This is a genomic window from Pseudomonas sp. NA-150 (assembly GCF_044336365.1).
In the GTDB taxonomy this organism is placed as follows: Bacteria; Pseudomonadota; Gammaproteobacteria; order Pseudomonadales; family Pseudomonadaceae; genus Aquipseudomonas.
This window is the reverse complement of sequence record NZ_CP172305.1, coordinates 2804562-2817738: the sequence shown is the minus strand read 5'-3', so window position 1 is coordinate 2817738 and position 13177 is coordinate 2804562. Positions and strand designations below refer to the sequence as shown.

13 protein-coding genes, 1 tRNA gene and 1 pseudogene are annotated in these 13177 nt (G+C 54.0%); 8 read left to right on the top strand and 7 right to left on the bottom strand.

The features are described from left to right. Positions 1 to 12 precede the first annotated feature (12 nt). Together ACF0H7_RS13510 and ACF0H7_RS13505 are read right to left on the bottom strand one after the other, a co-directional pair. Complete coding sequence (locus tag ACF0H7_RS13510; protein ID WP_397453243.1) at positions 13 to 744, bottom strand: DUF72 domain-containing protein; 732 nt, start codon at positions 742 to 744, stop codon at positions 13 to 15. 119 nt (positions 745 to 863) lie between these two features. Further along, positions 864 to 1440: pseudogene (locus tag ACF0H7_RS13505) on the bottom strand (type 1 glutamine amidotransferase domain-containing protein). A gap of 366 nt (positions 1441 to 1806) precedes the next feature. Between ACF0H7_RS13505 and ACF0H7_RS13500 the strand changes: the two are divergent. Continuing rightward, positions 1807 to 1882: transfer RNA gene (locus ACF0H7_RS13500), tRNA-Asn, on the top strand. A 285-nt stretch (positions 1883 to 2167) separates the two neighbouring features. Here ACF0H7_RS13500 and ACF0H7_RS13495 read toward each other — a convergent pair. Then, positions 2168 to 3091 (bottom strand): tyrosine-type recombinase/integrase, encoded by a 924-nt coding sequence (locus tag ACF0H7_RS13495; protein ID WP_397453242.1) that lies wholly within the window; start codon positions 3089 to 3091, stop codon positions 2168 to 2170. A 4-nt stretch (positions 3092 to 3095) separates the two neighbouring features. After that, positions 3096 to 4940, bottom strand: a complete 1845-nt coding sequence (gene mobH, locus ACF0H7_RS13490; RefSeq protein WP_397453241.1) for a MobH family relaxase — start codon at positions 4938 to 4940, stop codon at positions 3096 to 3098. A 284-nt stretch (positions 4941 to 5224) separates the two neighbouring features. Here mobH and ACF0H7_RS13485 point away from each other — a divergent pair, with 284 nt between their 5' ends. Further along, on the top strand, positions 5225 to 7225 hold the full coding sequence (locus tag ACF0H7_RS13485) for a DNA topoisomerase III (protein ID WP_397453240.1): 2001 nt from the start codon (positions 5225 to 5227) through the stop codon (positions 7223 to 7225). A gap of 1577 nt (positions 7226 to 8802) precedes the next feature. Here ACF0H7_RS13485 and ACF0H7_RS13480 read toward each other — a convergent pair. Next, on the bottom strand, positions 8803 to 8955 hold the full coding sequence (locus ACF0H7_RS13480) for a hypothetical protein (RefSeq protein WP_397453239.1): 153 nt from the start codon (positions 8953 to 8955) through the stop codon (positions 8803 to 8805). 82 nt (positions 8956 to 9037) lie between these two features. Here ACF0H7_RS13480 and ACF0H7_RS13475 point away from each other — a divergent pair, with 82 nt between their 5' ends. The 3 genes from ACF0H7_RS13475 to ACF0H7_RS13465 all read left to right on the top strand — a co-directional run bounded on the left by ACF0H7_RS13475 (position 9038) and on the right by ACF0H7_RS13465 (position 10975). Then, complete coding sequence (locus tag ACF0H7_RS13475) at positions 9038 to 9508, top strand: STY4534 family ICE replication protein (RefSeq protein WP_397453238.1); 471 nt, start codon at positions 9038 to 9040, stop codon at positions 9506 to 9508. 127 nt (positions 9509 to 9635) lie between these two features. Continuing rightward, positions 9636 to 10130 carry a JAB domain-containing protein gene (locus ACF0H7_RS13470; RefSeq protein ID WP_397453237.1) on the top strand — a complete coding sequence of 165 codons (495 nt, stop codon included), beginning with the start codon at positions 9636 to 9638 and terminating at the stop codon, positions 10128 to 10130. 113 nt (positions 10131 to 10243) lie between these two features. Next, positions 10244 to 10975, top strand: coding sequence for a DNA cytosine methyltransferase (locus ACF0H7_RS13465; RefSeq protein WP_397453236.1), 732 nt, complete (start codon positions 10244 to 10246; stop codon positions 10973 to 10975). Here the strand turns inward: ACF0H7_RS13465 and ACF0H7_RS13460 are convergent. After that, a complete protein-coding gene (locus ACF0H7_RS13460; protein ID WP_397453235.1) occupies positions 10959 to 11318 on the bottom strand; it encodes a hypothetical protein in 360 nt (119 codons plus the stop codon). The genes ACF0H7_RS13465 and ACF0H7_RS13460 overlap by 17 nt on opposite strands. A 77-nt stretch (positions 11319 to 11395) precedes the next feature. On the opposite strand from ACF0H7_RS13460, the gene ACF0H7_RS13455 reads away from it, so the two are divergent. After that, a complete protein-coding gene (locus ACF0H7_RS13455; protein ID WP_397453234.1) occupies positions 11396 to 11527 on the top strand; it encodes a hypothetical protein in 132 nt (43 codons plus the stop codon). A gap of 106 nt (positions 11528 to 11633) precedes the next feature. Beyond that, positions 11634 to 11801, top strand: coding sequence for an alpha/beta fold hydrolase (locus tag ACF0H7_RS13450; protein ID WP_397453233.1), 168 nt, complete (start codon positions 11634 to 11636; stop codon positions 11799 to 11801). 123 nt (positions 11802 to 11924) lie between these two features. Here the strand turns inward: ACF0H7_RS13450 and ACF0H7_RS13445 are convergent, their stop codons facing one another. Then, positions 11925 to 12239, bottom strand: coding sequence for a hypothetical protein (locus tag ACF0H7_RS13445; RefSeq protein ID WP_397453232.1), 315 nt, complete (start codon positions 12237 to 12239; stop codon positions 11925 to 11927). Between the two features lie 155 nt (positions 12240 to 12394). On the opposite strand from ACF0H7_RS13445, the gene ACF0H7_RS13440 reads away from it, so the two are divergent. After that, the gene (locus ACF0H7_RS13440) at positions 12395 to 13174 is read left to right on the top strand and encodes a CHAP domain-containing protein (RefSeq protein WP_397453231.1); all 780 of its coding nucleotides are present in this window, start codon (positions 12395 to 12397) and stop codon (positions 13172 to 13174) included. Positions 13175 to 13177 lie beyond the last annotated feature (3 nt).

Genomic DNA, 13177 nt, shown 5'->3' with positions numbered 1-13177 from the left:
AAATGGCCCGCGTCATTCCATCTGCAACAGTTCCAACATCGTTAATGCATTACCCATTGCCGCGCCACTCGCGGTGTTATCGAAAATGCACCACGTGGGAACTCCAGCGCTGAGCGTTTGCTGAATCTTTGTAGCACGGTCTTCGAGCCAAGCCCTCTCATAGGGACTGTAATAAATCGTTGGTGAACCGTGCAGACGCCAATAGCGTATCCCGAGCCAACCTCTGGGCTCTTTATCGCCGCTGATCCTTGAGGGATTGACACTGGCTTGGGCAATTCGATGGTCAATCAATAACTGCTCTGCCCGAGTCCAGGTCTCATGACGAGGCTCGATGATCACGTAACCCTCGAAACGGTCTCTTAACGCCTGAAAAAAGTGGCCGACAATGCTCGAATCAAATGTCAGCGACGGCGGTACTTGAATCAGCAGGCAACTGAGATGACTCCCCAATGAACTGCACTCAGAAAGAAACGCGTCCAGAAGCGGCTCACAGTTGTGCAATCGATACTCATGGGTGATCGACTTTGGCACTTTCACCGAAAAGCGAAAATCTGCTCCTACCGACGCGGCCCATTTGGCATAAGTTTGAGGCCGGTGAGAGCGATAGAACGAGCTGTTGATCTCTACCCCGGTGAGTCGCGATGCATAACGTTCAAGGTGTGTCCCACCCTCCGTAAACACGGGAAGATAGTCACGCCCAATGCTCCAGCCGGCACAACCAACGTACAGCGATTTCGCAGTCAAAAGAGCACCTTGTTTGCATCACGCATGGAGAGTTCAACAGTCTTTGGCCCAACTTCTTCGAACGCTTCCAGGCGCTTTTCGGAATGCATATCGAAGCGAGGCTTTAAAGCGTCAGCAAACTAGAGGATTGGCTTGCCCGCCTGCAGTGTCCTGCTAATGGCCTCATTGAACGCTGGCAAGTCGTCGGGATTACGAGACGTAATCAACGTCCAGCCATTGGCCGGACACTCCTTCACTTGGGCATCTACCCAACTGGCCGCTTTAGCGTTGAGCAGATCTATGCGCACGCTTGGGTACGAGGTCAGCGTTTTGCCTTCGATTACACCCGCATCAATCAGCAGCCACGGGCCATGGCAGATCGCCAGCGACGGTTTTACCTGAGTCCACGAATTCCTTCACCAAACGTTGCGCGTTGCTGTCCTGACGCAATGTATCCGCATTCACCGTACCGCCAGGGATAACCAACACATCAAACTGGCTGGCCGAGAGCCCCGCTAATCGAGTGTCTGAAGTGACGCTTGTGTCTTTCTCCGTGTCATGGAGAAAGGTCTGCGCTGCGCCGCCCTCGATACTTGCATGGGTGACAGAGGCCCCCATGGCCTTCAGCGCCTGCTGTGGCTTAAGCAGTTCGTCACGTTCAATTCCGCTATTCGCAGTAATGATCAGTACCTTTTTACCTTGCAGTGCGGCGGCCATGATTGACGCTCCTTAGGCTGAATTTCGCCAAAAATGTCGGCGATACTGGATTTAGGAGGTTTCCGCATAACCGAAAGTTCAGCTCGATCGCGCTAGTGGTGATTTGACCGAAAAACTGGCTGCATTGACTTCTGCCAACGTTGAATTGCGGCCAGGAGATAACTCGCCCAAAGCGCGGGGCAGAGCAGATTGTGCTTCACAGGGTGAGCCTGCGGAGGTCTTTGAAGGGTTCAAGGTCGCAAATGCGGTGGGGAATGTGCGGAATCAAGAAGCAAAGTGGGTGCTTCCGTTTAATTGAAATCCAACCCGGCTTTTTTTCAGCGAAAAGCTTGACTTGCCTTTTGTAATCAGTAACATAGAAGGCATTCCGCGATAGCTCAGTTGGTAGAGCAAATGACTGTTAATCATTGGGTCCCTGGTTCGAGTCCAGGTCGTGGAGCCAGATTTTTCAAGGTGTTGAGCAGGGTCCTTTAGGACCGCCCCGATACAAATGATTTTGTATCGGGAGCTGAAAATTCCACTCAACCCCCAAAAAAACACCTCGTTACAATTTCGGTCAGACCGGCAACGATGCTCTGATACTCCTACCTTTCCCTTCGCTATCCGAACAACATCTAGCTCATTGAAAATGGGTGGCTCACACGGCGTAACTGCCGTCACAGGCTGAAAAGTAAACGCTGTTCGTCGTGATGTCAAATGGGAGTCCGAAGACCCCCGTCTCAGCCGTTCAGGCAAATGAATTCAAAAGCTCTCGCATCTGCCTGTGATCTACCGTGATGTATTTCATCGTTGTCGCTATATTTCTATGACCGAGTAGTTCCTTGACAGTATGGATATTTCGATCGGGAAAACGCATTAACTCAGTGGCAATGGTATGCCTGAATCTGTGCGCGCTCAGTCTCTGCCCGAGCAACTTTGACAATCGCTTATAAAACGCCGATACCTGATCCATATCCATGAACTCCTTCCGGTGGCGCATTGAAAACATATTGACATTGAATAGCTGCTGGTCATCCCTTATTTTTCGTTTCTTGGCAATACGGACTAACTTAACAAGATGTTCGTGCAGTGAGTTATGGATAGGGACTTTTCGCTCTTCGTAGTTTTTAGATACGTCAGCAGTGACGCAAATCAGCCACTTATGTAAATCGATGTCGCACATGCGAAGACAGATCAACTCGTTGGCGCGTAATCCGGTATAGGCAAACGTTTCGAAAACCACCCTCCAGAACCAGGCCGGATGCAGGACGGCCTGCTGACCCCACTCGATCTCTTCTTGTTCCATGTCGGTCAACAAGTGCCTCGCTCGCGCGACGTTCTTTTGCTCTACCGTCTTGCAAGGACGTCTGGTTGGACGCACATGGCATCCAGCGAAAGGATTGTCTACAAGGCCCACCAGGCCTCGGTCAATCCCGAATTGAAGCAGCCCACGCAGGTGCCTCACGTAGCTGTTCCAACTGACCGGTTTCAGCGAAATTCCGAGCGCATCCTTGCGCCACTGCAGGATGGTTTTACGATCGACCTGCTCAACCAGGCAGTCACCTGCCTGGCGAATCAATGCCCTGCAAGCCACACTATAGGACCGCTGAGAAGTGCCTTTAAGAACCTTGTCTGAAAGGTATTCGCCAAGTAACTCTGAAATCAAATACATAGAATTATTCTTGTTCGCCTGAAGGTGTGATCAATGTTAAATAAGGGTTATCGTAGGGTTTCTCCGTGAAGACACAGAGAGGATCGTTAAACAGATAACCTTTCACATTTCTGGTTTTTCTGGGTCCCTTTACCTCACACGTCCAAATATTCAGCCCATCCCTTCGCTTTGTGTGAATACCCATTTTCTCAAATGAGCGCTGAACCAGTCGCCAATCACTGACGCCCTCTTCCTTTGCTATTGTTGATACATCCGGATGCTCTTGAACGTACCGCTGAAAAATTTCAGGGGTAACGATAAAAGCAGTTCCTGCAACAGAGTGAACCTTGGCCTTGGCATCATTAATCACAATGTTGTGCCCAACTATCCCCGAGCGTAACCAGCTCATGAAGCGGGCCCCAAGATTAACTAAATCTGTACTGTAATTGTTGGCCAAACTGCCACTTCGCTCTTTTCCTACAAAATTATTAGATGTTTCCTGCACGATAAATTCGGAGCTTTCAATGGATACGGGGGCTTCGACTACGGAGTTTGGCGAACCTTCTGCATGCATTCCCAGAAGGTTCAGCAGCATGTCTACATCGTCACTGGCTGATTGATCGATTTGACCAGCGTCAACTGCTTCCGGCGCCGCTGATGGAAGGGCACTTTGGTCGCATAGCTGTGGCGCTGCATTTTCAGCTTCGACCGACAGGGATTCTTGATGCTCTACGACCTCAGGAACCACAGTTCCCGCGAAAGCATCCGGCCGCTTATCAGCCTCCCAAATCAGTGCCGGCGATAGCTTCAGAAAGGTCAGGGTCATTTGCCAACTGCCACTGTCGACAGCGGCCTTCCAGATGGCCTTCCCTGCCCTGTTGGACTGAATAATCCCGTGGTCCTGCAGGACATTGAAGAATGTCGAATTGGAGCTGGGAATACCTTCAACGCCCTGGGACAACAAATGAGCCCGCAGCTTGTCAGCTACCGTCTTGCTGACCAACCACAAAGCGTCCTGGGTCAACCAACCATCAGATGCGCCGGGCTGATTCAACTGCAGTTGCTCGGCGACCAGATGACGCAAGCCCTCCATCAACTGGCGCTGGAGTGAATGCTTCGGAGCGCTCATCGCCCTGGCCGGATTTCCGCCAAGCTCCTGAGCAACAGACGCCCGATCAGCCTGAATTACCAATTCACCGAGAATGCCGGCATGCTCATATTGACCCGCGAGGACGTAAATCAGCGAGGCCCATAGCTCGGGGAAGTTACTGAGCCAGTCGAGTATTTTCGGGGACAGAATCTGCGTATACACCAGGCCCGCTGCTGCACCATGCAATTTGTACTCACGTCCTTTGGCGAAGCGAAATCGATACCCGCCTTTGATCGCACCATGCCACGGATGCCAACGAACACCTGACGCAAGATCGACCTCGACATCCACTGCGATTTTGCCGATGTCATGCAGCAACGCGGCGTAGGCGACCGCAGCAGTCCAGGCTTCCGTTTGCGCTGCCTGAGTTTCCGGGGATGTGCCTAAGGGAAGCAAATACGACTGCCGCATTTTCAATGCGTAAGCCACGATTTCCAGACCGTGATCGAGCATCCCGCCGGGGTACGCGTGGTGATGGGTTTCAGACGCAGGGAGATGCTGCACCAGCTCCGCGAAGCGCTGCAGGGGTGCGAGGTAAAGCTGATCGAATTGCTTGCGCGAGAGAGACGTACGTTGCCAGATATGCTCAAGCAGCTTCTGTCGACGTGGCGTTCCCAATAACGCCGGGGCTGACTCAGCGTGTAGTGTTCCGCTTTGGACGATCTGCGGGGCCGCCTGTAGACAACCTTTTTCTTTTTTCCAGTTCAGTTTCCAGACCATTCAACCCTCTTGAATTGAATTTCAGGAGAGCCTTTTCGCCTGGCCCTCCCAAACCTGCCCTTGTCGGGTAAGCCTCTTACCCTTGGCCTCCATTCCCTTCATGCCCTTACCTTTTGCCGGTGGATTTATGCCTTTTGGATGGGGTCGTCTCAAGGAGAAAACTGGTTTGCTCATGCCGGCTTTTAGTTGCGATCTCAATCCAGTTTTACAGAGGCGCCACCGGATAGCCTCATGACAAAGTCGATGCACCACCCATTTCCTGCATCGACTGCACGAGGTCCTCTTTGCGATTATTCCTGTGTGAAAAACCCTCCCAAGGCAAAGACATCGCCCGTGTCCTTGGCGCCACCAAACGCGGCGATGGCTGCTTGCTGGGTGACAACATCTGTGTGACCTGGTGCATCGGCCATCTCTTGGAAACTGCACCACCGGAAACCTACGACCCCAGCTATAAAACCTGGTCACTAGAGCATCTGCCCATCATCCCTGGCGACTGGAAGGTCGAGGTCAAATCGAAAACGGCCGGCCAATTCAAAGCCGTCAAAAAGCTTCTACGTGAAGCCAAGGAATTGGTCATCGCTACCGATGCCGATCGTGAAGGTGAGCTGATCGCACGCGAACTCATCGATCACTGCGGCTATCGCGGCCCAGTGAAACGTTTATGGTTATCCGCACTGAATCCACAATCCATCCGCAAGGCATTGGCTGAACTCAAGGACGGGCAGGAAACCTTTCTGCTGTACCACGCCGCACTGGCTCGCTCCCGCGCCGACTGGTTGATCGGGATGAACCTGAGTCGACTGTTTACCCTCATTGCACGACGGGCCGGTCATGATCTGCTGTTCACGGTGGGCCGAGTGCAAACGCCTACCTTGAACCTGGTGGTGAACAGAGAACGGGCCATCGCCGCGTTCGTCAAAAAACCATTCTGGGAAGTTGAGGTTCAACTGATTGCAAACGGGCAAGCCTTCATGGCCAAGTGGGTAACACCCAAAGCATTACTTGATGCCGAAGGTCGCTGCATTGATCAAGCTCAAGCGCATATGGCCTCTCAGCAGCTCCGCCAGGCGCAAGCCGTCGTCAGTACCCTTGATGTGGAGCGAGTCAAAGAAAGACCGCCCCTACCCTTTGACCTCGCTGCGCTGCAGGAGCAATGCGATCGCCAATTTGGCATGGGTGTCGAGGAGTCGCTGAACATTGCCCAGTCGTTGTACGAGACCCACAAAGCGACGCATTACCCGCGAACCGAGTGCCCGTACTTGCCAGAAAGCATGCTTGAGGAAGTGCCCGCTGTGCTGGAAGCGCTGGGTCAAACTGATCCCTCGATCCTGCCGCTGCTGCAATCCCTGAACCGAGAGCAGCACTCCCAATGCTGGGATGACAAAAAACTGGTCGGGCCGCACCACGGCATTATCCCAACGACCGAGCCTGCAGACATCTCGAAAATGTCTGAGAAAGAGGTGCAGGTGTACGACCTGATACGGCGTCGATATCTGGCGCAGTTTCTTCCGCACCACGAATACGACCGCGCCACCGCAACTCTCTCAAGCTCGACTATGGAGTTGCGAGCCCAAGGCAAACAAATAGCCGTTGTTGGTTGGAAAACACTATTCACCAGAGGTGCTACAAGCGACGGTACCGACGAGGAAAATGCTGTCGAGCATTCCCAGCAGTTGCCACCCTTGCAGGTCGGCCAGACCTGCACCATCACGTCATCCGAGCTCAAATCGCTCATGACCTCACCTCCCCGGCCGTATACCGAAGGCACGTTGCTCAAGGCCATGAAAAACATCGCAGAGCAGGTCGAGGATCCGCGCCTCAAAGCCAAACTTAAAGCCACCACCGGGATTGGCACTCAAGCCACGCGGGCCGCAATCATCAAGGGGTTGATGCAGCGCGGGTACCTGGAAAAGAAACGACGATCCCTGAGCCCGACCGCATCCGCTTTTGCCCTGATCGATGCCATTCCGAGCATCGTCAAAGATCCTGGGATGACGGCCATTTGGGAGCAGGCGTCCGACGAGATCGAGGCACGCCGGTTGTCGCTGGACAGTTTTCTTGAAAGCCAGGGCGTGTGGATCACTCGACTGGTGGAGCAATGCTCAGGGATCACGCTAAACATAGACCTTCCACCAACGCCGCCCTGCCCCATATGCGGCGAGACCATGAACCGGCGACGCGGAAAGAACGGTGCCTTTCTGTCCTGTTCAAAATACCCTGACTGCAGAGGCATTCTGAGCATTGAACCGGCGAAGAAATCCAAGCCCGGTAAAAAATCCTACTGAGATTTCTCACCTAATCTGTCGCCACCCTTGAAGCTCATCCTGCATTCCAAGATGCAGTGTCTTATGAAAGAATTACCGGCCACCACCGTTTGCACCGCTGGCTACTGACGGTCATCAGTAGCAACCCGGAGTTCACCACTCCAAACCCAAGCACGCATATCCTCGGGAAGCGCGTGCAAGTTCTCCCTTCGCCTCCCTGTCTGTCCGGGCAGGTTGCCGTCACGATCTTCATGGCCGGCACTCACAGGCGTAAAGAGCTCGAGGTCTGCTAGTCCCTGGGTCGTCTGGTGAAGCGCGGCCCCCACTCTCTCCATTTTCCATGCAGCTTTGAAGGGTGCCCTGATGTTCTGCGAAGCGGAGCATCAGGACACCCTTCCGAGGGCCTGGTATTCACTGCCGGTGCCCGCCGGTGAAACAACGGGTTCCTTTTGTGCGCGGATGCGTGCCAGTCGATACCGGTTCCAGCCACGACAAGAATCGGGTGAGGTGTTTGCAAGAGACAGGTCAATGCGAAGGGGCCGTCTGGCGAGGCATTCATGGGTGGTTTTTTCTTCAGAGCCGGGGCGATTGCCGCGGCCTATACACCCTCAGAAACTTTATGCATAACAAAATATCAACGGACACAAAGAATCTCCCCAAGCAGCTTGCGAGATGCTCGACAGTCTCAGGAAACCGAACGAGGCGCTTAGCGCGCTGCTTGCTCTGCATTAAGAACTTCGGTTCATCGCAGCTTAATGAAATTAATCGACTTGACACCCCAGCCATCTTTTTTCACTCTACATCTCATGTCCGCTGACGCCGTCAGCAACATGCCCAGGTAGCCTCGATCTTCAACGCTACGGCGCAGTCCTCTGCGTTGATCAACCCTAAAGATCGCTCTTCAGCATTCGTCAGCGCGATCAGTCGTCAGTTTCACTTGGCGATGGAATGCATCCGTAACACACCACCCATACGGGGATTCATTTCCCCCACCGGGCGAAATGCTTCTCCGTTTTTGATCCTCCCAGGAGAAGCACATGACCACTTTGAGCTATCAACTCGGCCACAGCCTAGGAACTATCCTTCGCACGGCTATATCGACCTTCCGCTCACTGGAACGCGCGCCTGCTGATCATCGACCGAAACCTGACCCAGGTGCTGATTGGCTTGAGCTAAGTCAAACCCCAGCCATCGCGCGCAAAGGCGTGGACCTGAAACAATGGTGCGAAAGAAACGTAAGGCTGATCAAACCCTTACCTCCGCGTCAGCCCACCAAAAAACCACGCTTGTCTCTGCGCGAGCGATTCAGAACGGCACCCAAATCGTTACGCGAGCTACGTAAGGTCGCTATCCGGTTTATGCGACAGCAAGTCAACGCGATACCTGACGTGCTACCTAAGCAACCGAAACCTGCACCAAAACCAGTTCGCCCTCGGTCCAGAACCGCACCTACATCTTTGTGCCGGCAACGCAAAACGGCCCATAAATCTTTGCACCAGAAACGCAAAACAGAACGTAAACGGAGTTCACTGGATTCGCTGATCTAAGCCTCAAACCTGGCAAACACCCTTGACACAGGAATCATGATTTCCCATTCTTTACCCATGTTCAGCTGACGTCGTCGGCAACATGCCCAGGTAGCTACGATCTTCAAAGCTACGACGCAGCTCGGTTGCGTTGATCAACCCAAGATCGCCATCGCATTCGGCAGCGCGATCCATCGTCAGCTCCATCGACGATCGAATGCCCATCGCATCACCACCCAAACGGGGAAATCACTTTCCCCTTGGGGCGAGTCTTTCCCCGTTTTCATTTCTGAAACCGGAGAAGCCCATGACTCAGTCCACCACCAACGAAACCAAATACTTCGACCTGCACACCCACGGCATCGGTTACCTCAACCGCATTCGCGAAGTGAGCGTACGCAAGGGCAATCCATTCATGGCCGTCACCGTCGGTGCCTTGCATGGCGCCTCCGACCAGGTCGAGTACACCTACATCGATTGCAAAGTTGCAGGCGGGGAAGCTGAAAAGCTGGTCCGTCGTTGCCAACACGCTGAAAGCGCCGGAAAGAAAGTCCTCGTGGCTTTCCGTATTGGTGACCTTTGGGTCGATACCTTCACCTACGAAAAGGGCGAAAAGAAGGGCCAGACAGGTGCAAGCCTGAAGGGTCGTTTGCTTTTCATTTCATGGATTCGCATAGATGGCGAGCAGGTGTATCAGGCGCCGACCAGGGACGAAAATCCCGAGCCGAGCGCTACTGACACACCGAACGATCAAGCAGAGAACTTCATGGCTGCCTGACGTCCACCTCAACCTCAACCTCAAGGCGCCCCACAGCGCCTTTTCCTGACAGCCCATTATTCCAACCCACTGAGGGACACCCCCTCAATGGGAGTGTGTCCTCGGTAATCTCACAAGAGGTACACACATGAACCACATCAAAACCACCCCACGCAACTCACGGCGCCGTCGCTCACGAGCGCTCACTGAGTCCGAAGTCATCGCCAAGGCGTTGAGTATTCTTGATCACCGTTGCTTCAAGCGAGGGGAGCAGTTGTATGAGCCCTCGCTGGTGTCTGACTACCTGAAATTGCGGCTCGCACGCAACAAAAGCGAGGTGTTTGGCGTTGTTTTCATGGATACCAAGCTTCGGGTGCTGAAATTCGAGGTGCTGTTCCACGGCACGATTGATACCTGCAAAATTTACCCCCGTGAGGTGGTGAAGCGAGCTCTTGCTCTGAACGCGTCAGCCGTTGTTTTGACGCACAACCATCCCTCAGGATCCACCGATCCAAGCCCGGCGGACCACGATATAACGCGCTGCCTGAAACAGGCATTGGAATTGATCGATGTCACAGTGATTGACCATTTCATCATTGGTAAAGGCCAACCGTACTCGTTTGCCGACAACCGCCAACTCTAACCACCGGCGCCTTCGGGCGCCCTACTCCCTATCCGCCTTACCGCGACCACCTCACTCCGGAATCCCCCTCCCCTCAAGCACGCTGACTATCCAGCTGCGCAGCAGGAGCGACGATGAATGAGCTGGCTCTTTTCGCAGGTGCTGGTGGCGGAATACTGGGCAGCCACCTGCTCGGCTGGCGAACCGTCTGCGCCGTTGAGCGTGATGCCTACGCAGCACAAGTTCTGGCGCAACGACAGAACGATGGAACACTCCCAGCTTTCCCGATTTGGTCTGACGTGTGCAGCTTTGACCCCGAACCATGGCGAGGCCTTATTGACGTGGTATCGGGTGGCTTTCCTTGCCAGGACATTGCCATCTGCGGAACCGGCGAAGGCATCGACGGCTCTCGATCCGGTCTCTGGAAAGAAATGGCGCGAATCATCGGTGCACTTCGACCTCGATACGTGTGGCTGGAAAACTCACCCATGCTTGTCGCAAGAGGCCTTGCCGTGGTCCTCGGTGACCTTGCCCAAATGGGGTATGACGCGCAGTGGTGTTGTTTATCAGCGGCTGAATGTGGAGCGCCGCACCGTCGCAACAGGATCTGGCTCGTGGCCAACCCCAGTGGCGAGCATGGCCAAGGGATCATCACCCGGGTCGCTGACTCGCAGATCTGGACGGGACCGATCGAGGGACCGACTGGACCATGCCGTAATGGCCTTGCATGGTGGGCAATTGAACCCGGAATGGGTCGAGTGGCTGATGGGGTGGCCTATCGGGTGGACCGGATTAAGGCCCTTGGCAATGGGCAGGTTCCGGGCGTGGCGGCGCGGGCATTTGAGAGGCTCACGTCGGCGAAGTAGGCAAGCCGGGTATAGAATGGAAAATCAAGCCAGCAAACCCCGTATCCTGACAGGCGGGTCCCGCCGGCCGCATCTCTGAGATGATCTCGGATCTCGGCATATCCGGCTTCTTGAACTGGAATCCCGTTGAACCGCGCGGTATGAAGCCTTCCACAATTACTCCTGAATGCAACTCAAAACGCAAATCTATACCACCGTCTGAGGCAGTCTGATTCACTCCCCGTGTCACCGCCGCAGCAGCCAATCCCCGACTAACCAACTTGGCCGCGCAGAAACACCCCACCAACTCTTGCAGATCGTGGTCGTTCAACTGATTAATGCCATCAGGGGTGATGTTGAACATTTTTCCTCGTCTAAGTGGCCATGGATCATATGCGTGACAGACGCTGTCTTAACGGTGGGTAGGCCAAGGGGGAAACCATGACAACTCACAAATTAACCATTAAAGACTTGCAGTTGAACGTTTCAATCCGCGGCCAAGGCTCACCGCTACTGTTGCTCAACGGCCTGGGCGGTTTGATCCGGACCTTCGATCCCCTGCGCGAAAACTGATGGACTACAGGACCATTACATTGGACGTGCCCGGGGTCGGCAAATCGCAAACGCCCCGCTGGCCGATGCGTCTGCCGCGCCACGCCACGCCGACCTGATCGCCGAGATGCTCAAGCAATTAGGAATCGACCAGGTCGATGTGTTCGGCGTGAGCTGGGGCGGTGCATTGGCGCAAGAATTCGCCCTGCGTTACCCAAGCATGGTGCGCCGGCTGATCCTCGCGGCGACCTCGGCCGGCCCGGCAATGCTGGTGAAGCCCGCCTGTTGGCGCTGATGTAATTTTGACCCAGGCTGCTGATTTTGACTGACCCATATGCGGCCTTTGAAAGGCCCGTGCAAGGCCATTGCTTGATGAGTATTCGGGCGGGTCAATGAATTCCGGCAGTTTGGATCAAAATCACATCAGCGCCAACACCCAGCTCACAACAACCGCTACACCTACGATGAAAATTAGCTGTTTGGCGACCGGAGCCAAACCGGCCCCCAAACTCAGAAACGCTTCGCCATTCAAGCTCAAAGCGACATCGAGCCAAGGTAGGCTGCCGCCGAATCTGAAGCTTTCAGATTGCAACATCCACAACGCCTGTGCCTTGATCCATTGATCAAAAATGATGAACACCATGCCGATCAGCACTGCAAAGATCCGGCTTTGGGATACAACCATCGTCCTGGATGGGTCAAAGCTACGCGAACAGATGGTGCCTAAACCCATTCCACGTCCCCGACTAGGATATTTTCACTGGCATCGATTTTTTGGCCGAGAGGGCACTAGCATGATTTGCGGCCTCTGCTATACCAAACGGTCAGGCAGCCCTTTCTAAGTAGTAGAGGACTATACGTAACCCACCTCGCCTATGAGGGAACACCATGGCGCTTTCACGTCGTGACATTCTCGTTGCCAGCAGTCTCGCCCTCCTCCTACCTAGGTTAAGCGTAGCTACCCCCCCCGACTGGTCAGCACTCGACCAAGAAGATGAGGACCCTCCCCTCATTCCTGATAGCTTGAATGAATTCCAAGATCAGCCCTCGCTAAACCAAGGTGTTCTCACAGGGTATGCGCCCTTTGGGACGCAAGCAGCGACAAGTGATGAAGAGAATATCGCGAAGATGGTCGTGGATGGCGCTCCTACAAACTGTACTCCCATCGAGGTCGCGCTGTATTTCCACGACGTTGGCCAAGGTGTGTACGGTAACGATCGCAAGCCCTACATAACGGCTTGGCCAGTGCGATGGAATCCAGTGATCGTAGAGTTCTTCAAAGCCACTAAGTTACAGCCAAGCGGAGATACTACCGCATGGTGTGCGGCATTCATGAACTACTGCTTGATGAGGGCTTTTATCGGAAAAACCTTACCCAATGGTGCAAGCCCTACGAAAAGTGCTGCCGCACTGTCGTTCAAAAACTGGGGGACGATGACAAGCACCCCAAAGCCTGGCGACATAGTGGTTTTCAAAAACCTGAAGTCTCCCGGTAACGGCCATGTAGGCTTTTTCTTAGCAGATCAAGGCGACAAAGTGCTTGTGCTCGGTGGAAATCAGTTCGAGGGCAAACCTACGAGGCATACTATCAATAGAAAAGCATTACTGAAGAATGGGCCGGTTCTCCAACTTCACTCCTATAGAACCGAAGTGCAATTACATGCTTAGCCG

Excerpts from the sequence above, each read along its gene's own strand:
- ACF0H7_RS13495 (WP_397453242.1), bottom strand. The coding sequence starts at position 3,091 with ATGTATTTGATTTCAGAGTTACTTGGCGAATACCTTTCAGACAAGGTT.
- mobH (WP_397453241.1), bottom strand. The coding sequence starts at position 4,940 with ATGGTCTGGAAACTGAACTGGAAAAAAGAAAAAGGTTGTCTACAGGCG.
- ACF0H7_RS13480 (WP_397453239.1), bottom strand. The coding sequence starts at position 8,955 with ATGGGCATTCGATCGTCGATGGAGCTGACGATGGATCGCGCTGCCGAA.
- ACF0H7_RS13475 (WP_397453238.1), top strand. The coding sequence starts at position 9,038 with ATGACTCAGTCCACCACCAACGAAACCAAATACTTCGACCTGCACACC.
- ACF0H7_RS13470 (WP_397453237.1), top strand. The coding sequence starts at position 9,636 with ATGAACCACATCAAAACCACCCCACGCAACTCACGGCGCCGTCGCTCA.
- ACF0H7_RS13465 (WP_397453236.1), top strand. The coding sequence starts at position 10,244 with ATGAATGAGCTGGCTCTTTTCGCAGGTGCTGGTGGCGGAATACTGGGC.
- ACF0H7_RS13460 (WP_397453235.1), bottom strand. The coding sequence starts at position 11,318 with ATGTTCAACATCACCCCTGATGGCATTAATCAGTTGAACGACCACGAT.
- ACF0H7_RS13455 (WP_397453234.1), top strand. The coding sequence starts at position 11,396 with ATGACAACTCACAAATTAACCATTAAAGACTTGCAGTTGAACGTTTCA.
- ACF0H7_RS13450 (WP_397453233.1), top strand. The coding sequence starts at position 11,634 with ATGCTCAAGCAATTAGGAATCGACCAGGTCGATGTGTTCGGCGTGAGC.
- ACF0H7_RS13445 (WP_397453232.1), bottom strand. The coding sequence starts at position 12,239 with ATGGGTTTAGGCACCATCTGTTCGCGTAGCTTTGACCCATCCAGGACG.
- ACF0H7_RS13440 (WP_397453231.1), top strand. The coding sequence starts at position 12,395 with ATGGCGCTTTCACGTCGTGACATTCTCGTTGCCAGCAGTCTCGCCCTC.